Origin of the sequence: Azospirillum endophyticum, from assembly GCF_016595245.1 — a bacterium.
Taxonomy (GTDB): Bacteria; Pseudomonadota; Alphaproteobacteria; order Azospirillales; family Azospirillaceae; genus Azospirillum; species Azospirillum endophyticum.
Genome location: NZ_JAENHM010000030.1, coordinates 52426 through 78104 on the forward strand (window position 1 = coordinate 52426; position 25679 = coordinate 78104).

The following is a 25679-nucleotide window of genomic DNA, read 5'->3' on the forward strand; positions in this document are numbered from 1 at the left end:
TGCATGCATCCGTGGTGGGGCCGTCACCGCAAATAGTGGCTGCGACCGGACGCCGCATCGGCGAAGACGCCGAAGCTACGCGGCGGCGACCACGGGATGCCGGGGCCAAAAACGAAAAGGCCGCCAGAAAGGCGGCCTTGTTCATTTGAAGCACAGCTCAGTGTCGGACAAGCCTTACTTGATCTTGGCTTCCTTGAACTCGACGTGCTTGCGAGCCACCGGGTCGTACTTGCGGAACGACAGCTTCTCGGTGGTCTTCTTCGGGTTCTTCTTCTTGACGTAGAAGAAACCGGTATCTGCCGTGCTCACCAGCTTGATGAGGACGGTGTTCTGCTTGGCCATGATCTCGATCCCGACAAAAAAATCCGTGCCCCGCCGGCCCGGCGGGGCGGCGTCGTAGCGGCGGAAAATACCGTCTGACGCTGCAATGTCAAGCCTTATGGGCGGTGGAATCGGCGGTCGACGTCGATTGCCACAGACGCCCCCGCTCCCGCCGTTCAGCGCTCCGCCACGGTATTGACCACCGCGGTGGCGACCGCGCGCTGGTACAGAGCCGGCTCGGCCAGCAGCCGCATGGCGACCTTCAAGTCCAGTTCCGGCTCATGCTCCTTCCATGGGCAGGCCTCGCGCAACGCGTTCAACGCATGCTCGTCGTCGGCCGCCTTGGAGCGCCAGCTGGCGATCTGGGCCGGGCGCAGCCGCCCTTCGCGCAGGTCGGACAGCAACGCCTCCGGATCGGTCTGGCCGGGCCGGCTGGTGCAGACGGTCGGTTGCACGCCCTGGCGGTGCAGGGTGTAGCCGGCCGGGGTGTAGATGCGGCTCCAGGTCAGGAACAGCTCGCCGTCGTTGGGAAGCCGGTTGACGGTCTGGACGCTGCCCTTGCCGTAGCTGGACGCTCCCACCACCACGGCGCGGCCGGAGTCCTGCAACGCCGCCGCCACCACCTCCGCCGACGAGGCGGAGCGGCCGTCGACCAGCACCACCAGCGGCAGTCCGTCGAGCAGGTCGTCGGGGTTGGCGTCGAAGCGTTGGCGGCTTTCGGGGTTGCGCCCTTCGGTGGAGATGATCCGGCCGCGGCGGATGAACAGGTCGGCGACCGCGACCGCCTGGTCCAGCAGTCCGCCCGGATTGCCGCGCAGGTCGAGGACCAGTCCCTGAAGCGTCGGACCGGCCGCCTGCCGGACCGAGGTCACCGCCGACCGCAGGCTGGAGGCCGTGGTCGCGTTGAAGCGGTCGAGCTTGACGATGCCGACGTCCGCCGACAGCGAATAGCTCACGGTGTTCGGCACCACCCGCTCGCGGCGCAGGGGCAGCCGGCGGGGCGCGCCGCCATCGCGGGCGACGGTCAGGGTGACCAGGGTACCGGTGGGGCCGCGCAGCCGCTCCCGCATGTCCCCCGCCGTCATGCGCGTCGTCAGGTCGCCGTCGATGGCCAGGAGCTGGTCGCCGTCGACGATGCCGGCCCGTTCGGCCGGGCTGTGCGGCATGACGTCATGCACGGTGATGCGACCGTTGGGCACGCTGTCCAGCGAAAGGCCGACACCGCCGTAACCCTCGCGCTGAGCCCGTTCGTTGCTTGCGCGCTGGACGCCGGTATACCGGGAATAGCCGTCGAGGTCGGCGGTGACGCCGTCGAACACCACCTGGTACAGCCGTTCCGGCGTCGCCTTCGCCAGGATCGGGGAATAGCTGCGGGCACGGTCGATGATGCGGGTGGTCAGGACGGCCCAGCCCCCGGCATCGCCGTCCGCCGGGGCGCCATATTCCGCCGCCAGCGCACCCGACACGTACAGGCGTACGGTGCTGCGGGTCTGTTCCGCCGTCACCGAGGGGTCGATGGCACTCAGGCCCTTCAGCCCGTCCATCCCCAGCCGGTCGAAGGACACCGGCTCCAGATAGACTTCGGCGATCTTGGAAAATCCGACGGCGAAGACCTGTTCGGTCACCGGGGAGGGCGGCGCGGCCACCGCGACCTGCGACGGTCCGGCGAGCGCGGTGCTGGCGAAGAGGGCTGCGGTCGGAAGCTGAAGGGCCAGATGGCGAAGCGAGCGCCGTAGGCGGCGCAGCATGCTCGACATCGCGGGGATTCGAAAAGGCGGCACGTGGGACGGTGCATCATGATCGCACACGCCGTGATCGCACACGTAGTGATCGAACTGGGCCATGGGGCGAACCGCGGCCTCCCTTTCCTGCAGCCGGACCGGACGAGGATGTTCCCGATCCCGGATGGGTGATAGATACACCTTCGTTCAGGAGGGCGGGCGGGACAAAATTGCGGGCCGCGCCGCAATGTCGCGGATTGTCCAGATCTGTGTCGCCAAGGTCACGCTGGCTTGGCGGAGATGCGGACAAACCGTTGTTCGACCGCGAGTCGGTCGTATATCAGTTCACAGGCTCAAGCGTTGCCATTATGCAACTGTATTGGTGCCGCTCCTCCCGTCACGCCGAGTCGGCGAGCCGGAAAAGCGTGCTGCCGCTGACCGGATCGGCCTCCACCAGCACGACCTTGACCGGGCTGCTGAGGCGGTAGGTCCGACCGCCACGCTGCCCGACCAGCGCGTGTGCAGCCTCGTCATGGTCGTATTTGTCGTCGGGAAGGCTGCTGGCCGGGACGAGCCCGTCGGCGCCGCTTTCGTCCAGCCGCACGAACAGGCCGAAGCGGCTGACGCCGGAAATGCGGCCGCTGAAGCGTTCCCCCACCCGGTCGGCGAGGAAAGCCGCGGTATAGCGATCCACCGCGTCGCGTTCGGCGGCGGCGGCGCGGCGTTCGGTTCCGGACAAATGCTCGCCGATCTCCGCCAGCCGGCCCAACGTCTCGTCGTCCAGACCACCGACGCCCAACCCCAGCGTGCGGATCAGCGCCCGGTGGACGATCAGGTCGGCATACCGCCGGATCGGCGACGTGAAATGGGCGTAGCGGCGCAGCGCCAGCCCGAAATGGCCGATGTTGTCCGGGCTGTAGGTGGCCTGGGCCTGGGCGCGCAGGATCACCTCGCTGACCAGCGGCGCGTGCGACGTCCCCTCCACCTTGCGCAGGATGCGGGTGAAATGGCCGGGCGTCAGATCGACGCTCTTGCCGAGCGGGTGCCCGATCTCCGCCAGGAAGCTGCGCAACGTCTCCATCTTGTCCATCGCGGGACGGTCGTGGATGCGGTAGAGGCCGGGCATGGTGCGCCCTTCCAGCACCTCCGCCGCCGCGACATTGGCCGCGATCATGAATTCCTCGATCAGGCGGTGGCTGTCGTGGCGCTCGCGCTTGGCGATCTCGGCGACCCGGCCGCGCTCGTCGATGTGGACGCGGCGTTCAGGCAGGTCCAGTTCCAGCGTGCCGCGCTTGGCGCGGGCGGCGGCGAGACGGGCGTAAGCGCCGAACAGTGGGGCGATCACCGTATCGGCCAGCGATGCCGCCGCCTCGTCCGGCCGGCCGTCGTGGCAATCCTGCACCTGCTCATAGGTCAGCCGCGCCGCCGACCGCATGAGTCCGCGGATCAGACGATGCCGGATCAGCACACCGTTGCGGTCGATCCACAGGTGGAAGGCCAGACAGGCGCGATCCTCTCCCGGCTTGAGCGAGCACAGCCCGTTCGACAGCGCCTCCGGCAACATCGGCACGACGCGGTCGGGGAAATACACTGAGTTGCCGCGCTCGTAGGCCGTACGGTCGAGCGCCGATCCGGGGCGCACGTAGTAGGACACGTCGGCGATGGCGACGATCAGGTGCCAGCCTTCCGGATTCTCCGGGGCGCTGTCCTGTTCCGCCCACACGGCGTCGTCAAAGTCGCGGGCATCGGCGCCGTCGATGGTCACCAGCGGGAGGTCGCGCAGATCCTCCCGCTGCATCAGCGCCGGGACTGCCGCCAGTTCCGCCTCGCGCAGGGCTGCATGCGGGAAGACGGTGGGGATGCCGTGGGCGTGGATGGCGATCAGGCTGAAGGCGCGCGGCTCGTCGGTGGAGCCCAGACGTTCCACCACCCGGGCCTGCGGCTGGCCGGCGCGTCCGGCCGGCAGGATGTCGGCGAAGACGAGGTCACCCGCCTCGGCGTCGCCGCGATTGGGCGGCAGCACCAGGAACTCGGTCTTGTGCCGGCGATCCGTCGGGTGGATGCGTCCGCCATCGGCGCTCGGCCGATAGACGCCGAGGATCCGGCCCTCGCGCTCGCCATCGATCCGGCGGATGACACGGGCCTCGTAGAGGCGGTCGTTGATGCGGGCGAGCTTCGCCAATAGGGTATCGCCGACGGCCAGCGGCTTCTCCTCGCCGCGCGACCTCTTCTCCGGCAGCACGAAAATGCGCGGCGGGTTACCTTCCCTGTTCCAGGTCAGCGGGCGGGCCGACACTTCTCCATCGGCATCGACGCCGGTGACCAGCAGCACGGCGACGGCCGGCAGCGACTGTGGCGGGGCCATGCGCTTGTTGCGCCCGCGCTCCACCGTGCCCTCGGCCTCCAGGTCGCGCAGCACCTCCTTCAGCATCTCGCGGGCGGCCGATCCGGACAGCTTGAAGGCGCGGGCGATCTCACGCTTGCCGACGGGGGTGGTGCTGGACCGGATGAAGGCAAGGATGGTGTCCTTGTCAGGGAAATGGCTGTCGGTCACTGGGCGGGGAGTCCGTCGGTTCTTGCCAGGGAGTTTGCTATATGGGGATCAATCCGTGCCGGGGGCCGCGCCGGGAGCCGTCGACCATGGGCGGCCGGCCATCGCCCGCACCGCATCGCTGCGCTCCAGCGCCTCGCGGAAGCCGGCGAGGGGGAAGCGCACCTCCGTCTTCTCGCCGGCCGGCGACTGGCCGACGATGGAGACCTCCGGCGCCGGGGCGATCTTCTCCAGCATGCGGCGGTTGAGGTCGGGGTCGGTCACCGCGCAGGTGTTGGTCTCGAACCGGTAGGGCTTGCACGGGGAATCGGGCTTGAACACCGCCCGGTCGGCCCAGACCCGCACCAGCCGGTCCAAATCCAGCGATTCGGCGGAGACCCGGAAGCGCAGCCCCTCGCGCCAGCGCTCCGTCGAGCGGAGCCAGACCAGCCGGGCGGTGCGGTCGTTGACGCCGCGGGCGGACAACTCGCATTCGACCTGCCGGGTGCCGGACCAGAGCTGGCAGTAGAGCTTCCAGGATTTGAAGGTCTCGTCGAACTCCTGGAAGGGCCTGTCGTCCGCCACGGCGGGAGCGGCGGCGACAGAGGTGGCGGCGGCCAGCATCGCCAGGGCGAGGGTCAGGCGCCGTCCGTCGCGGCGGCCGGGCATCGGGGGGTCACTCCCGTCGCTCGGCCCGTCGCCGCAGCAGGTGGTCGGCCAGCACGCAGGCCATCATCGCCTCGCCCACCGGCACGGCACGGATGCCGACGCAGGGATCGTGGCGGCCCTTGGTCAGGATGTCGGCGTCGTTGCCGGCGGTGTCCACCGTCTGACGCGGCGTCAGGATCGAGCTGGTCGGCTTCACCGCGAAGCGCAGGACGACGTCCTGCCCGGTGGAGATGCCGCCCAGGATGCCGCCGGCATTGTTGGTCAGGAACTGCGGCTGGCCATCGGCGCCCATGCGCATCTGGTCGGCATTGTCCTCGCCGGTCAGTTCGGCGGCATCGAAGCCATTGCCGATCTCCACGGCCTTCACCGCGTTGATCGTCATCATCGCGCGGGCGAGATCGCTGTCCAGCTTGTCATAGAGCGGGTCGCCCAGCCCCACCGGCACGCCGGAGGCAACCAGCTCCACCACGGCGCCGACCGACGAGCCGCTCTTGCGGATCCCGTCGAGATACTCGGCCCACTGGGCGGCGGCGACCGGGTCGGGGCAGAAGAAGGGGTTGTTGCCGATCTCGTCCCAGTCCCAGCGGCTGCGGTCGACCTTGTGCGGACCGATCTGCACCAGGGCGCCGCGCACCTGAATGGCGGAGCCCAGCACCTTGCGCGCCACCGCGCCGGCGGCGACCCGGCAGGCGGTTTCCCGCGCCGAGGAGCGGCCGCCGCCGCGGTAATCGCGGATGCCGTATTTCTGCCAATAGGTGTAATCGGCGTGGCCCGGCCGGAACTTCGCGGCGATGTCGCTGTAGTCCTTGGAGCGCTGGTCGGTGTTCTCGATCAGCAGCGAGATGGGGGTGCCGGTCGTCTTGCCCTCGAACACGCCGGACAGGATCTTCACCTGATCAGGTTCCTGGCGCTGGGTGGTGTAGCGCGACTGGCCGGGCCGGCGCTTGTCCATCCAGGGCTGGATGTCGGTTTCCGCGACGAGGTCGAGCAGCGACGGACAGCCGTCGACCACGACGCCGATGGCCGGGCCGTGGCTTTCGCCCCAGGTGGTGAAGCGGAAAAGCGTGCCGAAACTGTTGCCGGCCATGGTGACATCCTCCCGAAACGAGCCCGCGCCTGCGACTTCACGACTGTGAAAACATGCGCGTTTCTTGCGGCCTTTCGGCGGCAAGGTCAAGGAAGCGATGCGCCGATTTTAAAGGGGAGTTTCGAAGGGGGGAATGGTGCTGCCAGAGAGGATTGAACTCTCGACCTCTCCCTTACCAAGGGAGTGCTCTACCACTGAGCTACGGCAGCGCCAGATGCAGGCGCCCGATGACAAGATCGGAGGAATGGTGCTGCCAGAGAGGATTGAACTCTCGACCTCTCCCTTACCAAGGGAGTGCTCTACCACTGAGCTACGGCAGCTCCGATAACCGATCATCGCCGGGGCGATGCGTCCGGGTGAGGCGTCCAGGCTTGGCCGCCCCCCGAAGTGGCGCGGGTTATGCCACAGGCTTTTGGGGGATGCAAGCGCTTAACGTCTCCCCCAACGATACTTTTTCCGTCGCGCTCCCGAAGCCCTTCCGAAACGCCTCTTCCGACGATGGCGCCCAAGGGGACCGTCATCCCCGCGAAGGCGGGGATCCAGGCGTTTCCTTAACATAACCAATAGGTAAGATGGATTCCCGCCTTCGAGCCTGTGAAGAAATCGAACTTATATGAGAAAGCCCTGATCAGGCAGGCGTGCACATCTCCCACTCGTCATCCCCGCGGAGGCGGGGAACCAGGATTTTCAACACAAGTGCTTGTAAAGGCTGGATTCCTGCCTTCGCGGGAATGACGGCCGAGGGACGCGCACGATGCGATCCAACGCGACCTAGTTCGAACTTGGGGCTTCTCTCAGCGAGTCACCGATTTCTTCACAGGCTCCTTCGCGGGAATGACGTCCGAGGGGCGGGGAGGACCTGTCCTGGCGACCGTTACGCCTGGGTGACGACGGGTGGAAGCACCGCCTCGGCGCGGAAATCGGGCACGACGGTGCCGAGGATGGAAAGCACCCGTTCGCCGTCGCCGGCTCGCGCCGCCGCCTCCAGCTCGCCCACCGCGCGGTTGATCAGCGCATAGTCGATCAGCCGGGGGGAGGCGAGGAAGACGCCGTCGGCCTCGGTGCGGCTCGGCGCCTCCGCCGCGGTCAGGATTTCCTCGAACAGCTTCTCGCCGGGGCGCAGGCCGGTATAGGCGATCTCGATGTCGACGCCCGGCCGGTAGCCGGCCAGCCGGATCATCTGGCGGGCGAGGTCGGCGATCTTCACCGGCTCCCCCATGTCGAGCACCAGGATCTTGCCGCGGTCCTCGGCGCGGGTGGCGCCGTGGGCGGAGGCCTGCAGAACCAGCTCGACCGCCTCGCGCACCGTCATGAAATAGCGGCGCATGTCCGGATGGGTGACGGTCAGCGGGCCACCCTTGGCCAGCTGCCGGGTGAACAGCGGCACCACCGAACCCGAGGAGCCCAGCACGTTGCCGAAGCGCACGGTCATGTAGCGGGTGGCATGATCCGTCCCGTCGCGCGGCGGCAGCACGTCCAGCGCCTGGCAATAGGTCTCGGCGAAGCGCTTGGCCGCCCCCATCACGCTGGTCGGGCGGATCGCCTTGTCGGTGGAGATCAGCACCATGGCGAGGCAGCCGGCGGCGCGCGCCGCATCGGCCACGTTGCGGGTGCCGACGACGTTGGTCAGCGTGCCCTCGCACGGGTTGGCCTCCACCAGCGGCACATGCTTCAACGCCGCGGCGTGGAAGACCAGGGCGGGGCGCTCCTCCTGGAACAGGCGCATGATGCGGTCGCGGTCGCGCACGTCGGCGATCACCGGACGCGGGTCGAGGTCGGGGAACCTCTCCCGCACCTCCATCTCGATGCTGTAGAGGTTGAACTCCCCGGCATCGAGCAGGATCAGCCGTTCCGGCCCCAAGGCGGCGATCTGGCGGACCAGCTCGCTGCCGATGGTGCCGCCGGCCCCGGTGACGATCACCCGCCGCCCGCCGACCAGCCCGGATATCGCGCCGCGGTCCAGCACCGCCTGCGGCCGGCCCAGCAGATCCTCCAGCGCGATCGGCCGCACCTCGACGCCCTTGCCTTCGCCGAGCGCCGACTTGAACTCGGTCAGGCTGGGCAGGCGCGACAGCACCAGCCCCAGCGCCTCCGCCCGGTCGAGCAGGCTGCGCAGGGTCGACCCCTTCAGCTCGGCATTGCCCTTGGTGACGATCAGCCGCTGCGGCCGTTCGCGCTTGCGCTCCAGCGTCTGGACCACCTGCTCCAGATCGTCGGGGCCGCCCAGCACCGGCACGCCGCGCACGGCATGGCCGACGCGCCGCCCCTTGTCGTCGAGGATGCCCACCACGCGATAGGCCGACTGGCCCGGCTGGTCGAGCGAGCGGATGAACAGCTCCGCCGCGTCGCCGACGCCCAGCAGCAGAACGGGGATGCGCGGCACGCCCTCCACCGCCTCGGCCCAGCTGAAGCGTCGGTCCTTCATGAAACGGTAGGCGAAGCGCGGCCCGCCGAGCAGGAGCATCTGGACCAGCCACAGGATCGGCGGCAGCGACCGCGGCAACAGCTCCGCCCGCGTCAGCAGGAACATCGCCAGCACGAAGCACAGGACCGCCACCGTGACGGCGCGCACCACCTGCATCAGGTCGGGGATGGAGGCGTAGCGCCAGATGCCGCGATAGAGTCCGAACAGCACGAAGACGACTGCCGAAACGCCCACCAGCACCGGTAGGGCGATCGTCAGCGCGTCGGAATACAAAGCGAAGGCGGAACCGCCCACCCGCAGGTACAGGGCGACGACCATGGCCACCCCGGTCATCACCAGATCATGCAGGAACACCAGGAGTGCCCGTGCGGACGGGATACGCATGCCGCTAAACCTTGTCCATTCGCCGGTCTGCTTCCTCATGGGGGCCTTGCGCGCCAGCCTTGGCGGGTCCGGCCTCCTGATCAGCCGCGGGAAGCTTTGAACCATTCCGCGGTGGCACGCAACCCGGACGCAAGGTCATGGGGCGGGCGCCAGCCGAGCTCGTCGCGGATGGGGGCGTCATCCACCGTCAGCGTGCCGGCCAGCCGGTCGAACACCGCCCGCGTGCCGGTCAGCGCCGCGCCCAAGGCCATCAGCCCGTGCGGCACCGGGATCAACCGTGCCGGCCGGCGCAGTGCCGCGGCGATGGCGCGCACCAGATCGGCGGTCGACACCGGGTCCCCGTCCTGGACCAGGAAGGTGCGGCCGGCGGCCTTGGGATGCTCCAGCACCGTCGCGACGGCGTCGGCGAGGTTGCCGACATAGATCAGGCTGCGCCGGTTGTGGATGCCACCCAAGGGCAGCGGCAGTCCGGTCGCCACCAGCTTCAGCAGCGCCCGCATGTTGCCCGCCGCGCCGGGGCCGTAGACCAGCGGCGGGCGGATCACCACCAGCTCCATGCCGGTGCGGGCGGAGATCGCCGCCAGCGCCCGCTCGGCCTCCAGCTTCGAGATGCCGTAGGGGCTGTGCGGATCGGACGGAGCCGCGGCATCCAGCGGAGCGGGGCGGCTTTCGTCAACCATCGCCTTGATGCTGCTGAGGAAGACGAAGCGTTTCACCCCGGCCGCCGCCGCCTGCTCCGCCAGCCGGACGGTACCGTGGGTGTTCACGCGGCGAAATTCCGCCAGCGGGTCGGCGGCGGTGTCGCGCATCACATGGACGCGGGCGGCCATGTGGATCACGGCGTCCATGCCGGCCACGGCGGCGCTCCAGTCCGTATCGGGGCCGATGTCGCCGACGATCGCAGGCTCCCATGGGCCTTTCGAGGTGGTGCCCGGGGCGGTGCGCAGGGCTGCCCGCAGCCGATGTCCGCGGGCGGCCAGCAGAGGGGCGGTGTGGCGACCGACGAAGCCGGTCGCTCCGGTCAGGAGAACGTGCATGAGCAGGATCGTCCGGGCTGGGTTCGTATGACGGGGCGAGCGATGCCTTAGTATCCGGTTTGGCCAGGTGGTGCCACGGCGCAAAGTCCCACGCCCCTTTTCCAGCTTTCAGTCCAAGGTGGGAATGGCTATAAGCTGGACAGGGACGCGTGAATAAGGACGCTACCAAGACATGTCACACATCATAGACGGTGCAAATGATCGGCACAGCCGGATCATCATCGTCAGCTTTAATTGCGCCGACTTCGTCAACCGCGTCATTGGCTGTCTGCTCGACCAGACCGATCCCGCCTTCGAGGTGGTGATCGTCGACAATGCCTCGAAGGACGTCGACGGCATCGCCTTGCCTGCCGACCCGCGTTTCCGCATGATCCGGCTGGACACGAATGTGGGGTTCGCCAAGGCCAACAACGTCGGTGCCGCCGGCGCCACCGTGCCCTGGATCGTGACGCTGAACCCGGATGCCTTCCCGCGCCGCGACTGGATGGAGCGGCTGCAGGCCGCCGCCCGCGCGCAGCCCGACGTGGCGATGTTCGGGTCGACCCAGCTCTTCTCGCACGATCCCCGCATGATCGACGGCGAGGGTGACCAGTATTCCATCTTCGGCTTCGCTTGGCGGGTCAATTATCGCCGCATGCTGAAGCCGCCCTACTACAGCGGGGCGGTCTTCTCGCCCTGCGCCGCCGCCGCCATGTACCGGCGCGATCGTTTCGAGGCGGTCGGCGGCTTCGACGAGGATTTCTTCTGCTATTGCGAGGATGTCGACCTCGGATTCCGCATCCGCCTCGCCGGCGGTCCGGCGGTCCAGGTCGGCGATGCGGTGGTGGAGCATGTCAGCAGCGGCGTCTCCAAGCAGTACGGCACCTTTGCCCAGTATCACGGCGTGCGGAACTTGGTCTGGACCATGGTGAAGAACATGCCGCTGCCGCTGCTGCCGCTGGCCTTTCTCGGCCATTCGCTGCTGGTGGTCTATCTGGTGTTCCGCAGCCTGGGCAGCGGGCGCACCGGCGCCATCGGCCGCGGCATCCGCGATGCACTGCGCGGCCTGCCGCGCATGATCGCCAAGCGCCGGGTCATCCAGCGGGACCGCAAGGTGTCGCTGGGGCAGGTCGCCGGCATGATCGCCTGGAACCCGCTGCTGCTGAAGACCCGCGGCCGTCCGGGCTGCTCCCTGTCCAGCCGATCAGACCAGCCGCCAGCCGTGGGTGTTGAAAAAGCGTAGGGCCGAGCGGGCGAACATCCGGATATGTGCGCGGCCCTTGCGCGCCGCCTTGCCGCCGAAATGCACCATGCGGACGTCCGGCACATAGGCGATCTCACCCAGCGCCATTGCCCGGCGTGACAGGTCGAAATCCTCGAAATACAGGAAATAGCCGTCGTCGAAACCGCCCAGCCGGGCCAACGCGTCGCGCCGGAACAGCATGAAGGCGCCGCTGACCTGCTCCAGCCCGGTGACGATGGCGTCCCGCGTGACGTCCCTCATCTCGTAGCGGTCGAGCCGCTCGGCGAACAGCCGCTTCACGCCGGCGGGGGCGAAGGCGCGCAACCCCAGGTCCAGCACGGTCGGCCGGCGCTTGCACAGGAACTCCTGCTCGCCCGCCGGGCCGAACACCTTCGGTGTCAGCAGCACCGTGCGCGGGTGGGCCTCCATGTACCGCCAGCCGGCCAGCAGCGCGTCCGGCTCCAGCAGGATGTCGTAGTTGAGGATCAGGTGATAGGGCGCCTCGCCGCGGCCGATCGCCAGATTGTGCCCGGCACCATAGCCGACATTGCCATGCCCGGCGATCAGCGTCACCGCCGTCCGCCCGGCCTCGGCATAGCGGTCCAGCAGCGGCCGGAACGGATTGGCGCCTGAGTCGCTGCCTTCGGGCGCGCCGTTGTCGATGATCCACAGCCGGGTCCGCACCCCGGCCCCCTGTTCCAGCCGGTCGGCGGCGGAACCGATGCTGTCGAGCGAGCGGGCCAGCAACTCGGGATCGGGATGATAGAGGACGACGGACAGGTCGAGGAACGGGGTGGTCATGGGGATCAGGCTTTCGACATGCGTGTCAGCGTCGCCAGCAGCAGCGCGACCGCCACGGCTCCCGGCGCCAGGGTCCAGGCGCCGAAGCTGCCGGCGGCCAGCGCCGCCGCGACCAGGACGAGGCTGTAACCGATGATGGTGAGAACCACGCGGTCGTGCCGGCCGGCACCCTTGGCGGCCTTCTGATAGAAATGCTCGCGGTGGGCCTGCCAGATCTTCTCGCCGCGCAGCAGGCGGCGCAGCAGGGTGATGGTGGCGTCGGTCAGGTAATAGGCCGGCAGGATCAACGCCGCCGCCCAGTCGCCGCGCGCCGCCAGCGAGGCCAGCAGGAAGGCCAGGATATGGCCGAGCGGGATGCTGCCGACGTCGCCCATGAACATCCGCGCCGGCCGCCAGTTGTGAGTCAGGAACCCCGCCGCCGCTCCGGCCAGCGCCGCTCCGGCGACTCCGGTCAGCCCGAAATCGCCCATGACCAGCGACACCAGCGCGACGCCACCGCCGATCAGGATGGTTTCGCTGCCGGCCAGCCCGTCGATTCCGTCCATGAAATTGTAGAGGTTGACGAACCACAGCCACAGGAAGGCGGTCGCCGCCCGGTCCAGCCCCCAGGGCAGCCAGCCTTGCCACACCATCTGGTCCGCCGGCAAAGCCAGCAGCCCGAATGCCACCGCCAGCGCCTGCACCGCCAGCCGCAGCAGCGGCGACAGGGTGCGCCGGTCGTCCATCCACGACACTCCCATCAGCGCCAGCGTGCCCAGCAGCACCGCCCCCGTTTCCAGCGGCCGGCCGAAGACGATTCCGGCAAGGGCGAAGACCGGCACCACCGTCAGCATCACCGCCCAGCCGCCGCCGCGCGGGGTGGGGGCCTGATGGCTCGACCGCTCGTTCGGGATGTCCATGATGCTGCTGGCGAGCAGGTAGCGCAGCACCCGCGTCGACAGGTACCAGCCGACGGCCAGGCACAGCAGGAAGACGCCGATCAGTGCGGACGAATAGGCGGTGGAGGTCATGACGGCTCGGGTGGTGGAGGGAGGGAGAGGGTCAGAGCTTGTGATCGCTGTGTCATCACACTGCTGCTGCGAAAGGTGGACGGCAACACCGCGGTCGGCGGTTTCATTATCACCTTGGGTGGCAGCTCGCCAAAAAGATTGGAGCGGCCTTCACTTTCGAATCCGGCAGCTCGGCCGGATCGCGGGACAAGGAAGGATGCGCTCGGGCAGGGCGGCGGACCAGGGTGGCCGATACCTCTGTCGGAACGAAAGGCGCGGTGGTCATGGATGCCGTGCCTGGATGACTCGAAATTTGTCGATTTGAACCTGTCTGACTGTAGCGGACGTCAAAGGCTTCAGTGCTGCAGAGCAACGTTATGATGGGTATCCCACGAGGATCCGGGGGAGCTTCCGGGGCACAGTCGTTCTCCCTACGCTCCGTTGCATGGAAGCTGGTGCATTCCCGCGGATCAGTCCGTCGGATGTGGCAGTTCGCCAGCCTTGCGCTTGTTCTCGTCAGCAGAGTCGGCGGTGATCGACAACCTCAATTATCGCGATCATCATACGCGCGCACGCCGCTCTCCGGGGTAAACCATGCGTAATCCTGCCGCCTCTGCCGCTTTCCCAATCACGATACCGCTTGCGGTTGCCGCCGGTGGGGGCGTTGGCGCAATGAAGGTCCACAATCTCATTTCCCGCACGGTTGCGCTCATCGCGCGCGGTGTTCGCCCGTATCTTGAGCGCGCTCTGCGTCTGGAACTGCAGGCGATGGCCGGCGGATTATCGGAGGCAGGTTAGGCTTCGTAAGTTGTCGCAGCTTTCTAGAAAGCAGGATGATCCAATGAGCAACGAGCAAATCGCCAAAGCAGCATTCATCTATTCACGTCAGCAAATACACCTAAAATCTTCCAACAAAGTAGATTACAGAAAAGCTGAAAACGAGACTTATGTGACTAAGCATAATCAATCTTTTGATCAATCAAAGATTATGGTTTCTTGGGTAAAGAAAAATATAGATACGCTAACGTTAGCCGATGTTTCGGAAAAAACGAGAGCCTCTGGTGCCGGAAACTGCATGGGCTATGCGGCTGTCGCGCTTCACCATATGCGAACTGTCGGGGGCGCGCGAAAAACACACTCTGGGTATGTGAGTGTGGACGGCTGTGATCATGCATTCGCTCAAGTTGGATTTCCAGTCCCGCCTAATGGAGAGTACCCGATAGATTTCGACGATTGGGGGGATGCCTGGATTGCCGATGGTTGGGCAAACATCTGCTGCCCTGCCAGGGAGTTCCGGATGCGTTTGACTGAGAAAATGAGCAAGTGGTCTCAGAATAAGAAAATAATAGAAAATCCGTATGCCGACATTGATCCTGCTGAATGGGTAAATGAGGTTCCATCCGCGAAGAAAATTCACTCAGCTGTATTCGATCGATGAATTGATCATCATATGAACTTAATACGGAACGGAGGGGTGTCGAGTGCTGGACAAAGTATCTTATCCTCTGAACGTCAGTCTGATCCGTCGGGATCTTACGATTGCACCAGCCGCCGGTGGCATTCCGGGGCCAAGGCAGACCAGAACTGGATTTGGACAATTTACGCTAAAGTTCACCGCCTCGCCACTGACGTTATTCTACAAGCTCGACGACCTATATATCGAAGGGTTTCGCGCCAGGAATGGAAAGCTTTTTCTAACAAAAAATGCTCAATGCTCAATCACATCGGACTTTAAGCTCCCATATGGTAATGAGTATGGTGAGCTTGGTTTGGATAGAAGCACCGCTTTTGATCTGAGCCTCGCAAATGTGAACGGAGCCGTTAACGCTCTCTACCACAGAACCGATGGCAAAAATCCCGACGATCTTAAAAGATCACTCTGGATTGTGTGCGTCGCGTTTGCGGAAGCGGTGCGCTTTGACGATGTTCTTCTGGCTATTGTTCATGACAAGTCGATTGATGACTTGGATTGGACGCAGCATAAGAAGGCCGACAAGGTGCGTGTCGTGAAGGCATAGCGGGATGGCAATTTCTGAAATCCCCTCCCCAATATTTCCGCCTCAAGAAACTGCCCGCCTGATGCGAGCGGGCAGTTCCCATTTCGTGCTCAGTTCTTCAGGCAGTTACTCATGAACGTCTTCCGCTCGTCTCCTGTCTTGCCCACGGCATCGGCATTGCATTTCTTCATCTTGTCCTGCTGAGCCGTCGGCGGCTTGGCCGGTTCGGCGGCAGGCTTGTTCGAAAGGCAGCCGTTCATGAATGCTTTCCGCGCATCACCCTTCAGGCCCTGACCCGTCGCGTCGGCATTGCAGGTCTTCATCTTTTCCTGCTGCGCTGTCGCCGCAGCCGATGGACCGGAACCGGCTGCCAGTGTTACAGCAACGGCAACAGCTGCAATCACGCATCTCAGCATCTTAAAGTCCTCCCAAGCACGCCGCCTCGCACGAGGCATGTCGCGGCTGGTGAAGGATTGCATGCCGCACGGTCCCATCCATAACCGGCAATAGATGTAATCCTGGGCAATTGTCAAAATGCTATGGACGCTCGCATATTCAGCGGATTCCATTGGTGCGCGGCGACATTTTGGGTGAAGAAATATTTTGCTTTTCACGCAGAAGCTACATCTGCGCCTTGATATCGTCTTGGGTAATGGGGCCTTAAGCAGGAATAAATTGAGAGATGTTCCGTGGCCCAGATGCCAACAATGGAAATGATCGGAAATATGACTGTTTCCAATTCAGTTGCCCGCTTGGCCACTCCGATCGCAGGGATAAATGCACTCCGCCCACCATGACTCATGGTGCATCTGTTTTTGCTCTGCGTGCGCTGGAAGCGCGCCGATGCCTTCCACCATGCGCCTAATACGTATCCCAATACTTACCCAATGCCGTGATAGGTCTTGTACCACTCGACGAAGCGCGGCAGGCCGACCTCGATCGGGGTTTTCGGCTCGAAGCCCAGCACTTGGCGGCTCAGCTCGATGTCGGCGGCGGTCTCCTGCACGTCGCCGGCCTGCATCGGCTCCATCACCTTCACGGCCTCGCGGCCCAGCGCCAGTTCCAGCACGCCGATGAAGCGCATCAGTTCCTCGCACCGGTTGTTGCCGAGGTTGAACAGCCGATGCGGCGCGCCGGTCTCCGCATCGACCGGGGCGGGGCGGTCGAGGGCGGCCAGCACGCCGGCGACGATGTCGTCGATATAGGTGAAGTCACGCTTCATCCGGCCACCGTTGAAGACGCGGATCGGCTTGCCGGCGGTGATGGCGTCGGCGAACAGCCAGGTTGCCATGTCCGGCCGGCTCCACGGGCCGTAGACCGTAAAGAAACGCAGGCCGGTCATCGGCATCCGGTAGAGATGGCTGTAGGTGAAGGCCAGCATCTCCGCCGCCTTCTTGGTGGCGGCATAGACCGACACCGGGCTGTCCACCCGGTCTTCGACCGAGAACGGCATCTTGCGGTTGGCGCCATAGACCGAGGAGGTCGAGGCGTAGACGAAATGCCGCAGGTTCGGCATGCGCCGCGCTGCCTCCAGCAAGGTCACCTGGCCGGTGACGTTGGCGTCGACATAGGCGTAGGGGTTCTCGATGGAGTAGCGCACGCCCGGCTGCGCCGCCAGATGGACCACGCCCGTCACGTCATCGAACTGCGGCCACAGCCCCTCCACCGTCGCGCGGTCGGAGATGTCGGCGCGGAGGAAGCGGAAGCCGGGCCGGTCGAGCAGCCGGGCCAGCCGGGCCTCCTTCAGCGCCACCGCGTAATAGTCGTTCAGGTTGTCGAGGCCCAGCACGCGCTCCCCGCGGTCCAGCAGAGCCGCGGCGACATGCGATCCGATGAAGCCGGCAGCCCCGGTGACGAGGATGGTCATGGTCTCAAGGTCCTTATGACGATGGTCCGACGGACTTATGCCCCAGCGGCGGCCGGCGCGCCAGCCTCCATCCAAGACCTTTGCGTGACCGGTTCGCGCGCTTGACAGCCGCTCCGCCCTGCCGGTCTACTGCGCGACCGCGACACATCAGGACCGATGGGACCATCGATGCCCCCGAAGAAGAATCCGCTGAACCTGAACCCGCTGCAGCTGCGCACCCTGACCCTGCTGCAGGAGCTTGCCCGCCTGGAAAACAAGCCGGCCGAGGACGAGGAGGGTGGCTTCCAGATCACCGCCCTGCCGCACGCGCACGGCAATCATTTCCATCTCGGCCATGCCGTGGTCGCCGCCAAGGACGCCACCGGCCTGCAGAACGACGCGGTCTGGACCATCCTGGAGCGCAAGGGCATCGTGAAGCGCACCCCCGGTGCCGCGATCCTGACCGCCGCCGGCGTCGAGTACGACACCGGGCTGCGCGACCAGATCCTGCACCAGTCCAATCACTGAGGCCTTGGGGCGGAGCCGCGCCGATGGACGACACCGCCGACACGGTGAACACACCGCCGGCCCCGGCCCCGGAAAAGCCGAAACCGGCGGTGAAGCAGCGCGACGAACGCCTCGCCGCGCGCCTGCGCGAGAACCTGCGCAAGCGCAAGGAGCAGGCGCGGCAGCGAGGGGAATGATCCCTCTCCCGACTGGGGAGAGGGAACTCTCGCTAAGCCAAATCCTTCCTGAACCAGATCTGCTTGTGGCCCGGCGGATAGCCTTCCATTTCCGCCCATACCTCGTACCCCTGCTTCGGGTAGAAGCCCGGCGCCTGGAAGTCGTAGGTGTAGAGCCGCGACCAGCGGCAGCCGCGCACCCGGGCCTCCGCTTCGGCGGCAGCCAGCAGCTGGCCGCCGAGGCCGCTGCCGCGCGTGGTGTCGTCCACCCACAGCAGGTCGACATACAGCCAGTCCCAGTTGGTGTAGCCGACCAGCCCACCCTTCAGCGTGCCGTCGGCATCGCGGGCGACGGCCACCAGGTCACGGCGGTCGTAGGCGCGGCCGAGCGAGGCTTCGTTGTAGGCGCGCAGACCGTCGAAGACTCCGGCCAGATCGGCCGGGGCGGGGGTGTCCGTCACGGACAGGGTGAAGCTCTGTGTCATGGCGCGAAGCTTAGCCGAGGCGACGGCGAAGACCAGCGCCGTGATAAAGAACCGTCCATGCGCGCCAAGCGGCCTTCGTTTCCTTGAGCCTTGCCGCCGCCTCGGCTACAAACCAGCCTTCACGACCCGCCATCCAATCGATACGCCAAGGAGTACCCCCGCGATGGGCATCATGCCGGACAGCTGGATCCGCGAGATGGCCGAGACCAAGGGCATGATCGAGCCCTTCGTCGAGACCCAGAAGCGCGAAGGCGTGATCTCCTACGGCGTGTCGTCCTACGGCTACGATGCCCGGGTCGCCGACGAGTTCAAGATTTTCACCAACGTCGACAACGCCATCGTCGACCCGAAGCGCTTCGACGATTCGAGCTTCGTCGACCGCAAGACCGACGTCTGCATCATCCCGCCCAACAGCTTCGCGCTGGCGCGCACGGTGGAGTATTTCCGCATCCCGCGCGACGTCCTGGTCATCTGCCTGGGCAAGAGCACCTATGCCCGTTGCGGCCTGATCGTGAACGTCACCCCGCTGGAGCCGGAGTGGGAGGGTCACGTCACGCTGGAAATTTCCAACACCACCCCGCTGCCCGCCAAGGTCTATGCGAACGAGGGGCTGTGCCAGTTCCTGTTCCTGAAGGGCGACAGCGTGTGCGAGGTGTCCTACGCCGACAAGTCCGGCAAATACATGGGGCAGAAGGGCGTCACGCTGCCCCGTCTTTGAGCGCTCCTAACTCCGAACGCTTCCTGAAGCGTATCCGCGAAAGAAACAGGTCCATGGACAAGATCCGCATCCGCGGCGGCCGCCCGCTGAACGGCACCATCACCGTTGGTGGCGCCAAGAACGCCGCCCTGCCGCTGATGACGGCGTCGCTGCTCACCGACGAGACGCTGACGCTGACCAACCTGCCGATCCTGGCCGACATCAACACGCTGTGCAATCTGCTGCTGCAGCACGGCGTGGCGATCCACATGGCCGGGGCCGGCGGCGATTGCGCCGGCCGCGCCGTGGACTTCACCGCGCGCGACATCACCAACACCACCGCCCCCTATGACCTGGTGCGCAAGATGCGCGCCAGCGTGCTGGTGCTGGGGCCGCTGCTGGCCCGCTGCGGCGAGGCCAAGGTGTCGCTGCCCGGCGGCTGCGCCATCGGCGCGCGTCCGGTGGACCTGCACATCAAGGGCCTGGAGGCGATGGGCGCCGACATCCGGATCGAGGCGGGCTATATCGTCGCCAAGGCCCCGGCCGGCGGCCTGCGCGGTGCGGAATATGTCTTCCCCAAGGTGTCGGTCGGTGCGACCGAGAACCTGCTGATGGCCGCGACGCTGGCCAAGGGCACCACCATCCTGGTCAACGCCGCGCGCGAGCCCGAGGTGAGCGACCTGGCGGAATGCCTGGTCAAGATGGGAGCGAAGATCACCGGCATCGGCAGCGACCGGCTGGTGATCGAGGGCGTCGACCGTCTGCACGGCGCCCGCCACATGGTGGTGGCCGACCGGATCGAGACCGGCACCTACGCGATGGCGGCGGCGATCACCGGCGGCCGTCTTGACATCATGAACACGCGGCTCGATCTGATCAAGGCGGCGGTCAAGGCGCTGGCCCCGGCCGGTGTCGCCTTCGAGGAGATCGACAACGGGATCCGCGTTTCGCGCGCCAACGGCGAACTGCACGGCGTCGATGTGATGACCGAGCCGTTCCCCGGCTTCCCCACCGACCTTCAGGCCCAGATGATGGCCCTGATGTGCACGGCGACGGGCGCGGCGATGATCACGGAAACGATCTTCGAGAACCGGTTCATGCACGCGCCGGAGCTGACCCGCATGGGCGCGCGGATCACGGTCCACGGCTCGTCGGCGCTGGTGCGTGGCGTGGAGCGGCTGACCGGTGCGCCCGTGATGGCGACGGACCTGCGCGCTTCGGTGTCGCTGGTGCTCGCCGGGCTGGCGGCGGAGGGGGAGACGATGGTCAACCGCGTCTACCACCTCGACCGCGGCTATGAGCGGGTGGAGGAGAAGCTGGCCGCCTGCGGTGCGGAGATCGAACGCATCCACGGCAGCGACGAGTAAGCGGCGGGGGCAGCCCCTCCCGCCATCCCCTAAGGTTGGCCTTTCCCGAGAGGTGCCCCCGATTATGACGGTCCCAACCATGGCGGACATGACCCCGATCCGCCTGCGCGCCGAAGACGAGGAGGACCTGAAGGTCGTCTCAGCCTGCCTGCAGGACGCCATCCTGCCGGTCGCCGACATGTGCTTCCAGCCCGACGAGAAGCGGTTCGTCATGGTCGTCAACCGCTTCCGTTGGGAGGCCGCCGACCGTCCGCGTCCGGGCCCCTCCGCCGACGACGATGATCTCGCTCCCTACGAACGGGTCCATTGCGGGCTGCGGGTGGAGGGAGTCACCGGCGCCAGGCTGCGCGGCTTCGACCTGAAGGACCGCGGCCGGATTCTGGAACTGCTGTCGATGGAAACGGTGGAAGGCGGGATCGCCCTCCATTTCGCCGGCGGCGGCTGCGTCCGTCTGGACGGGCCGTCCTGGCGCATGGTTGTGGAGGATCTGGGGGAGCCCTGGCCTACCGGCTGCAAACCCTGCCACCCCGACGACGGTGTTTGAGGCCGCGCCCGACGCGCCGGGCGGAGCGCCGGTTCAGCGCTCCGCGACCTGGGTGTCGTTGTTCAGCCGGCTGATCACGTCCTGCGCGGTCTTCTTGTAGGTGACGGTATCCTCGTCCTCGCCCGGTGACAGCTGCGAGCGGCGGACGGTGAAGAAGCGGTGACCGACGTCCAGCATGCCGCTGGCCTCGACCAGGATGCTGGTGTCCTTGCCGTCGGCGCTGGGCGAAACGGAAACGATCTGTCCCAATTCTTCGCCGAGCAGACCGGTCACCTCGAGTCCGACGAGATCGCTCGCGGCGCGCGGATCGGCAGCCTGAACCGACTCGATATGGGCGAAGGGCAGGGTCGTCGCCAGCGCAAGGCCGGCCAACAGGGTCTGGAACCTCATGATCCGGGCTCCCATCGTTGATGTGTGTCTCGTATGTCACAATCAACATGGGAATTGCGGGACAGTTCCCAGGGAACCATCCAGGGGTAATCCGGTTGCTGCGGCATGGACCAATGCCGTGGGGCCGACAAAAAACGGCCTTCGGTCAGACCAACCGCGAAGGAGACCCCGCCATGGCTCAGAAACTCGACGGAAAGACCGTGGCCGTGCTCGCCACCGACGGCTTCGAACAGGTGGAATTGACCGAACCGGTGAAGGCCCTGCGCGACGCCGGCGCCACCGTGCATGTGATCGCCCCCAAGGCTGGGCAGATCCAGGGCTGGAACCACCATGACCGCGGCGACATGGTCGACGTCGACGTGACCCTCGACCAGGCCGACCCCGGCCGCTACGACGCGCTGCTGCTGCCGGGCGGCGTGATGAATCCGGATTCGTTGCGGCTGGAGCCGAAGGCGATCGAGTTCGTGAAGAGCTTCGTCGAATCCGGCCGGCCCATCGCCGCGATTTGTCACGGCCCCTGGACCCTGATCGATGCCGGCGGCGTCCGCGGCAAGCGCATGACCTCCTGGCCGTCGCTGCAGGTCGACCTGCGCAATGCCGGGGCGACCTGGGTCGACGAGCAGGTGGTGACCGACCATGGCTTGGTCACGTCACGCAAGCCCGACGATATTCCGGCCTTCTGCCGCAAGATGATCGAGGAATTCTGCGAAGGGCGCCATGCCGGCCATCGCCACGCGGCGGAGTAGGAGGGGTACGGAGCCTGACGGCGTTAGCCCCCCACCTATCCTCCCCCGCTAGGCGGGGGAGGGACTTCCGCCGCCTTTCCGAACACGCACTTGCTCCCTCCCCCGCCCAGCTCTCGCACAAAGCTATGCTTTGTGCTGACGCGGCAGGCGGACCGTAGGTCCGCTGAGAGCGGGGGAGGGTTGGGGCGGGGGCAATCGAAGCCCACACCTAAACAAATCAACCCCCTACGCCGTCACCAGCGGCGACAATCCGTTCTGGATCGCCCACACCGCGGCCTGGGTGCGGTTCTGCGCGTTGATCTTTCGCATCACGTTCTTGAAATGCATCTTCACGGTCGATTCCGTGATGTGCAGGTTGCGCGCGATGGCCTTGTTCGATTGGCCGGCCAGCAGGCAGCGCAGGATCTGCACCTCGCGCTTCGACAGGTCGCCGCTGGGCGGCATGGCGATGGGCATGGGGCTGTGTTGCGGGCGTTCGTTGGCGGCCGCCATCAGCAGGCCGGCGACATGGGTCGGATAGACCACCTCGCCAAGCATCACCAGCCGCAGCGAGCGCAGCAGGCTCTCGCTCGACATGCTCTTGTTCAGATAGGCGTCGGCACCTGCCTTCAGCGACTGGGACAGACTGCGGTCGGCGATGGTGTCGGCCAGCACGGCGATCCGGGCGGACGTGCCGTCCCGCAGTCGACGGATGCCGGCGATCTCCTCCGGCATGCCGTCCTGAAGCGCCAATACGATCAGGTCGGGCTGCTCGCCGTCGGCGATCAGGTCGAGCGCGTCGTCGGCGCTGGCCGCGTGGGCGCTGACCCGGAAGGGGCCGCCGCCGATCAACGTTGCCAGGGCCGCCGAAAACAGCCGGTCGTGATCGACCAGCATTACATTCCATGTCTTCATCGATGATCCTCCGCTGGGCCGCCCTTCGCCGGGCGGCGGCGATCCCCCCTTTTGATCTGCGCCTGAAGGTCCTGTGCCAAGGACCGGACCGGTCGATCCGGTCCACGCAGACTCCGAACATAGAAAATTAGAACAATATTGTTCGGAACAGCGGGCTTTGCGCTTCGTGCTGGGATGATTTATACGGTTCATTAACCAATGGTGCAAGGTGAGAACAAGAAAGTCACAGGCAATAGATTGGATTTGGCAGGAAAATGAACGCAGAACCGTTCATTCGATATTTAGGGGTAGCCGCACCACGGAGCGGCGCGAATGAACCGCTTTCCCGTTGGGGCTTTTTGGTGTTCTTGGCCCTACTGTGGAGCGGTCCGCTGAGAATAAGGGGACACGATGGAGTTCGAGCTTCAAGCGCGCGGTGGTTCGCGCAGCGCGGGCAATCCCACGCGGATTTTTCTGGTGGTCGACGAGCAGCCGATGGTCCGCCACGGCTTCGCTCTGTCTATCGGCGAAATCTGCCCGGGAACGCGCGTGCTGGAGGCCGGGTCGTTGGATGAAGCGCTGGACATCGGTCGCCAGACTCCTGAACTGGCCCTGGTCCTGTACGACCCCGGCCCACCGCGCGTGACCGAAGACGATGCCGGCGGCGGTGCCATCGCCGGGCTGCGCCGATTGATGGAAACCATGGGTGAGGTGCCGGTCCTGATCCTCACCAACTCCGACGAGGTCGCCGACATCGTCGACAGCGTTCGCATGGGGGCTCGCGGCTATGTCCTGAAGACCAGCCCGCCGGAGGTGCTGGAACATGCCATCTCGCTGGCGCTCAGCGGCGACATCTTCCTGCCGCTGCCGCGCGCGGTGCTGAACGGCGCGCTGGCCGAGGGGCCGCGCGGCAACGACGACATCCTGGACCGCCTGACCGACCGACAGCGCGACGTGTTCGAACTGCTGCTGGCCGGTCACTCCAACAAGGAGATCGCCCGCGGCCTGGGCGTGCTGGAAGGCACGGTGAAGGTCCATGTCCGCGCCATCATGCAGAAGCTGGGGGTGCGCAACCGCACCCAGGTCGCCGTGGTCGCCGCCCGCAACGGCTGCTTCACCGGCGAAGGCTGACGCAAGGGCGGGGGCTTCGTCCGCATTGCCTGGACAGCCCCGCTTCCGGCAGACTGGCGCCCGCATCATCCGATGGGGAGCGGGCGCTTGGTTCAGGTGGCGGTGGCCGACAGGCCGAAAGACGCGTCGTGTGAGGAAAAGAAGGTCGCCGTCCACGGCGCCGCGACCGTCCGGTTCGAGCATCGCCACGGCGAGACCCGGCTGGCGACGCTCTACCATCATGATCCCCTCCGGGTGCTGATGCCGACACCGCGCCGCGATGACCTTCCCATCGCGGTGCTCGCCACCACGTCCGGCGGGATGGTCGGCGGCGACCGGATGGACATCGGCCTGTCGGTCGGGCCGGGCGCCAGGGCCCTGGTCACCACACAGGCTGCCGAGAAGGTCTACCGCTCCACCGGTTCCGACTGCCGCATCGACACGCTGCTGTCGGCGGAAGATGGCGCGTGGCTGGAATGGATGCCGCAGGAGGCGATCGTCTTCGAAGGCTCTCGCCTTCGCCGGCGGACACGCATCGACCTGTCGGGCGACGGCCGCGTGATCGCCGGCGAGATGCTGGTCTTCGGCCGTGCCGCCTTCGGCGAGACGGTCACCCGCGGCCTGATCCGCGACGCCTGGGAGGTCGCCCGCGACGGCCGGCTGATCTGGGCCGATGCCCTGCATCTGGACGGGGATGTCGCCGAGGCGCTGGCCCATCCCGCCGGACTCGATGGAGCCGCCGCCTGCGCCACCCTGCTGCACGCGGCCCCCGACGTTGCCCGCCGTCTCGACGCCGTCCGCGCACTGGCCGAACCACTGGAGGGCGCCCGCATCGGCGCCACCGCGCTGGACGGTCTGCTGGTCGTCCGCATCCTCGGCGGCGATGCCCGCGCGGTGCGCAGCGCCTATGCGGCGCTGTGGTCGGGCCTGCGCGCCGAAGCCGCCGGCCTGCCGGCCCGGCTGCCGCGGCTGTGGGAAATGTGAAGGCCGGGTCCGGGCTTCGGACTCAATTGTTTCAATCCCCTACGTCATACGACGCACTTGGCGCGACGCGTCATCATGGCATAATCATCGCCAACCGGCCGGCGATGATCCGGTGACGAACAGGGCGGCGAAAGGGCAATCCCCCGATGAACCTGACAGGGCGCGAGAAGGACAAGCTGCTCGTCGCGATGGCGGCGATGGTGGCGCGGCGGCGGCTGGAACGCGGGGTCAAGCTGAACCATCCGGAGGCGGTCGCCCTCATCACCGACTATGTGGTCGAAGGGGCCCGCGACGGCCGCACGGTGGCCGAACTGATGCGGGACGGCGCCACCGTCCTGACCCGCGATCAGGTGATGGAGGGCATCCCCGAGATGATCCACGACATCCAGGTCGAGGCCACCTTCCCCGACGGCACCAAGCTCGTCACCGTCCACCAGCCGATCCGTTGAAGGGAACCACCCGATGAAACCCGGTGAAATCTTCCCGGCGGCCGGCGAGATCGTGCTGAACGACGGCCGCGCCACGATCGAACTCGACGTCGCCAACGCGGGCGACCGGCCGATCCAGGTCGGCTCGCACTATCATTTCTACGAGACCAACAGCGCGCTGGCCTTCGACCGCGAGAAGGCGCGCGGCTTCCGGCTCGACATTCCGGCCGGCACGGCGGTGCGCTTCGAGCCTGGCCAGACGCGCCGCGTGGCATTGGTCGCCTATGGCGGCGACCGGGTGGTGATCGGCTTCAACCGCAAGGTCAACGGCGCCCTCTGACGG

Annotated in this window: 27 protein-coding genes and 2 tRNA genes; 13 read left to right on the plus strand and 16 right to left on the minus strand. The window is 66.4% G+C overall.

The annotated features are described in order from the left end of the window. Window positions 1-174: 174 nt before the first annotated feature. The 9 genes from rpmG to JHL17_RS09660 form a co-directional block, all read right to left on the minus strand. Entirely contained in the window at window positions 175-342 is a 168-nt protein-coding gene (gene rpmG / locus JHL17_RS09620; protein WP_012974790.1) for a 50S ribosomal protein L33, read from the minus strand. Window positions 343-497: 155 nt separating this feature from the next. After that, window positions 498-2069 (minus strand): S41 family peptidase, encoded by a 1572-nt coding sequence (locus tag JHL17_RS09625; protein WP_247893432.1) that lies wholly within the window; start codon window positions 2067-2069, stop codon window positions 498-500. Between the two features lie 370 nt (window positions 2070-2439). Continuing rightward, window positions 2440-4596: a ribonuclease R gene (gene rnr, locus JHL17_RS09630; RefSeq protein WP_200192476.1), complete on the minus strand. Its 2157-nt coding sequence runs from the start codon at window positions 4594-4596 to the stop codon at window positions 2440-2442. A gap of 48 nt (window positions 4597-4644) precedes the next feature. Next, window positions 4645-5241: an invasion associated locus B family protein gene (locus JHL17_RS09635; RefSeq protein ID WP_200192478.1), complete on the minus strand. Its 597-nt coding sequence runs from the start codon at window positions 5239-5241 to the stop codon at window positions 4645-4647. A 7-nt stretch (window positions 5242-5248) separates the two neighbouring features. Further along, window positions 5249-6328, minus strand: coding sequence for a chorismate synthase (aroC, locus tag JHL17_RS09640; RefSeq protein ID WP_200192480.1), 1080 nt, complete (start codon window positions 6326-6328; stop codon window positions 5249-5251). Between the two features lie 134 nt (window positions 6329-6462). Next, window positions 6463-6537 (minus strand) — tRNA-Thr (locus JHL17_RS09645). Between the two features lie 36 nt (window positions 6538-6573). After that, window positions 6574-6648: transfer RNA gene (locus tag JHL17_RS09650), tRNA-Thr, on the minus strand. A 554-nt stretch (window positions 6649-7202) separates the two neighbouring features. Then, the gene (locus JHL17_RS09655; protein WP_200192482.1) at window positions 7203-9137 is read right to left on the minus strand and encodes a polysaccharide biosynthesis protein; all 1935 of its coding nucleotides are present in this window, start codon (window positions 9135-9137) and stop codon (window positions 7203-7205) included. Window positions 9138-9217: 80 nt separating this feature from the next. Beyond that, the gene (locus tag JHL17_RS09660; RefSeq protein WP_200192484.1) at window positions 9218-10174 is read right to left on the minus strand and encodes a UDP-glucose 4-epimerase family protein; all 957 of its coding nucleotides are present in this window, start codon (window positions 10172-10174) and stop codon (window positions 9218-9220) included. A gap of 172 nt (window positions 10175-10346) precedes the next feature. On the opposite strand from JHL17_RS09660, the gene JHL17_RS09665 reads away from it, so the two are divergent. Then, complete coding sequence (locus JHL17_RS09665; RefSeq protein WP_200192486.1) at window positions 10347-11396, plus strand: glycosyltransferase family 2 protein; 1050 nt, start codon at window positions 10347-10349, stop codon at window positions 11394-11396. Here JHL17_RS09665 and JHL17_RS09670 read toward each other — a convergent pair. Both JHL17_RS09670 and JHL17_RS09675 read right to left on the minus strand, forming a co-directional pair. Further along, window positions 11358-12197 carry a glycosyltransferase family 2 protein gene (locus JHL17_RS09670; protein ID WP_200192488.1) on the minus strand — a complete coding sequence of 280 codons (840 nt, stop codon included), beginning with the start codon at window positions 12195-12197 and terminating at the stop codon, window positions 11358-11360. The two genes, JHL17_RS09665 and JHL17_RS09670, sit on opposite strands and share 39 nt — an antisense overlap. Window positions 12198-12202: 5 nt before the next feature. Then, a complete protein-coding gene (locus JHL17_RS09675) occupies window positions 12203-13207 on the minus strand; it encodes an MraY family glycosyltransferase (RefSeq protein ID WP_200192489.1) in 1005 nt (334 codons plus the stop codon). 820 nt (window positions 13208-14027) lie between these two features. Between JHL17_RS09675 and JHL17_RS09680 the strand changes: the two genes are divergently transcribed. Both JHL17_RS09680 and JHL17_RS09685 read left to right on the plus strand, forming a co-directional pair. Continuing rightward, window positions 14028-14624, plus strand: coding sequence for a transglutaminase domain-containing protein (locus tag JHL17_RS09680; protein WP_200192491.1), 597 nt, complete (start codon window positions 14028-14030; stop codon window positions 14622-14624). A 43-nt stretch (window positions 14625-14667) separates the two neighbouring features. Further along, the gene (locus tag JHL17_RS09685; RefSeq protein WP_200192493.1) at window positions 14668-15204 is read left to right on the plus strand and encodes a ribosome-inactivating family protein; all 537 of its coding nucleotides are present in this window, start codon (window positions 14668-14670) and stop codon (window positions 15202-15204) included. An 89-nt stretch (window positions 15205-15293) separates the two neighbouring features. On the opposite strand, the gene JHL17_RS09690 is transcribed toward JHL17_RS09685, so the two are convergent. Continuing rightward, the gene (locus JHL17_RS09690; RefSeq protein ID WP_247893433.1) at window positions 15294-15662 is read right to left on the minus strand and encodes a PsiF family protein; all 369 of its coding nucleotides are present in this window, start codon (window positions 15660-15662) and stop codon (window positions 15294-15296) included. A gap of 401 nt (window positions 15663-16063) precedes the next feature. Then, the gene (locus JHL17_RS09695) at window positions 16064-17050 is read right to left on the minus strand and encodes an NAD-dependent epimerase/dehydratase family protein (protein WP_200192495.1); all 987 of its coding nucleotides are present in this window, start codon (window positions 17048-17050) and stop codon (window positions 16064-16066) included. Between the two features lie 168 nt (window positions 17051-17218). Here JHL17_RS09695 and JHL17_RS09700 point away from each other — a divergent pair, with 168 nt between their 5' ends. After that, complete coding sequence (locus JHL17_RS09700; RefSeq protein WP_200192497.1) at window positions 17219-17557, plus strand: hypothetical protein; 339 nt, start codon at window positions 17219-17221, stop codon at window positions 17555-17557. A gap of 23 nt (window positions 17558-17580) precedes the next feature. Next, window positions 17581-17733 carry a hypothetical protein gene (locus JHL17_RS09705; RefSeq protein ID WP_200192499.1) on the plus strand — a complete coding sequence of 51 codons (153 nt, stop codon included), beginning with the start codon at window positions 17581-17583 and terminating at the stop codon, window positions 17731-17733. A 32-nt stretch (window positions 17734-17765) separates the two neighbouring features. Here the strand turns inward: JHL17_RS09705 and JHL17_RS09710 are convergent, their stop codons facing one another. Continuing rightward, window positions 17766-18197, minus strand: a complete 432-nt coding sequence (locus JHL17_RS09710) for a GNAT family N-acetyltransferase (RefSeq protein WP_200192501.1) — start codon at window positions 18195-18197, stop codon at window positions 17766-17768. A 163-nt stretch (window positions 18198-18360) separates the two neighbouring features. On the opposite strand from JHL17_RS09710, the gene dcd reads away from it, so the two are divergent. The 3 genes from dcd to JHL17_RS09725 all read left to right on the plus strand — a co-directional run bounded on the left by dcd (window position 18361) and on the right by JHL17_RS09725 (window position 20805). Continuing rightward, window positions 18361-18915 carry a dCTP deaminase gene (dcd, locus tag JHL17_RS09715; protein WP_014248468.1) on the plus strand — a complete coding sequence of 185 codons (555 nt, stop codon included), beginning with the start codon at window positions 18361-18363 and terminating at the stop codon, window positions 18913-18915. A 53-nt stretch (window positions 18916-18968) separates the two neighbouring features. Further along, window positions 18969-20261 carry a UDP-N-acetylglucosamine 1-carboxyvinyltransferase gene (murA, locus tag JHL17_RS09720; RefSeq protein WP_200192503.1) on the plus strand — a complete coding sequence of 431 codons (1293 nt, stop codon included), beginning with the start codon at window positions 18969-18971 and terminating at the stop codon, window positions 20259-20261. Window positions 20262-20340: 79 nt separating this feature from the next. Next, window positions 20341-20805 (plus strand): DUF2948 family protein, encoded by a 465-nt coding sequence (locus tag JHL17_RS09725; protein WP_200192505.1) that lies wholly within the window; start codon window positions 20341-20343, stop codon window positions 20803-20805. 33 nt (window positions 20806-20838) lie between these two features. On the opposite strand, the gene JHL17_RS09730 is transcribed toward JHL17_RS09725, so the two are convergent. Beyond that, entirely contained in the window at window positions 20839-21195 is a 357-nt protein-coding gene (locus tag JHL17_RS09730; RefSeq protein WP_200192507.1) for a hypothetical protein, read from the minus strand. 173 nt (window positions 21196-21368) lie between these two features. On the opposite strand from JHL17_RS09730, the gene JHL17_RS09735 reads away from it, so the two are divergent. After that, on the plus strand, window positions 21369-21941 hold the full coding sequence (locus JHL17_RS09735; RefSeq protein ID WP_200192509.1) for a type 1 glutamine amidotransferase domain-containing protein: 573 nt from the start codon (window positions 21369-21371) through the stop codon (window positions 21939-21941). A gap of 225 nt (window positions 21942-22166) precedes the next feature. Here the strand turns inward: JHL17_RS09735 and JHL17_RS09740 are convergent, their stop codons facing one another. Then, complete coding sequence (locus JHL17_RS09740; protein WP_200192511.1) at window positions 22167-22835, minus strand: LuxR C-terminal-related transcriptional regulator; 669 nt, start codon at window positions 22833-22835, stop codon at window positions 22167-22169. A 390-nt stretch (window positions 22836-23225) separates the two neighbouring features. Here JHL17_RS09740 and JHL17_RS09745 point away from each other — a divergent pair, with 390 nt between their 5' ends. From JHL17_RS09745 to JHL17_RS09760, 4 genes are all read left to right on the plus strand, one after another. After that, complete coding sequence (locus JHL17_RS09745) at window positions 23226-23945, plus strand: LuxR C-terminal-related transcriptional regulator (protein WP_200192513.1); 720 nt, start codon at window positions 23226-23228, stop codon at window positions 23943-23945. Window positions 23946-24041: 96 nt separating this feature from the next. Further along, complete coding sequence (locus tag JHL17_RS09750; RefSeq protein ID WP_345773784.1) at window positions 24042-24908, plus strand: urease accessory protein UreD; 867 nt, start codon at window positions 24042-24044, stop codon at window positions 24906-24908. Between the two features lie 146 nt (window positions 24909-25054). Continuing rightward, entirely contained in the window at window positions 25055-25357 is a 303-nt protein-coding gene (locus JHL17_RS09755; RefSeq protein WP_014248459.1) for an urease subunit gamma, read from the plus strand. A gap of 13 nt (window positions 25358-25370) precedes the next feature. Further along, window positions 25371-25676 (plus strand): urease subunit beta, encoded by a 306-nt coding sequence (locus tag JHL17_RS09760; protein WP_200192518.1) that lies wholly within the window; start codon window positions 25371-25373, stop codon window positions 25674-25676. The last annotated feature ends 3 nt before the right edge of the window (window positions 25677-25679 follow it).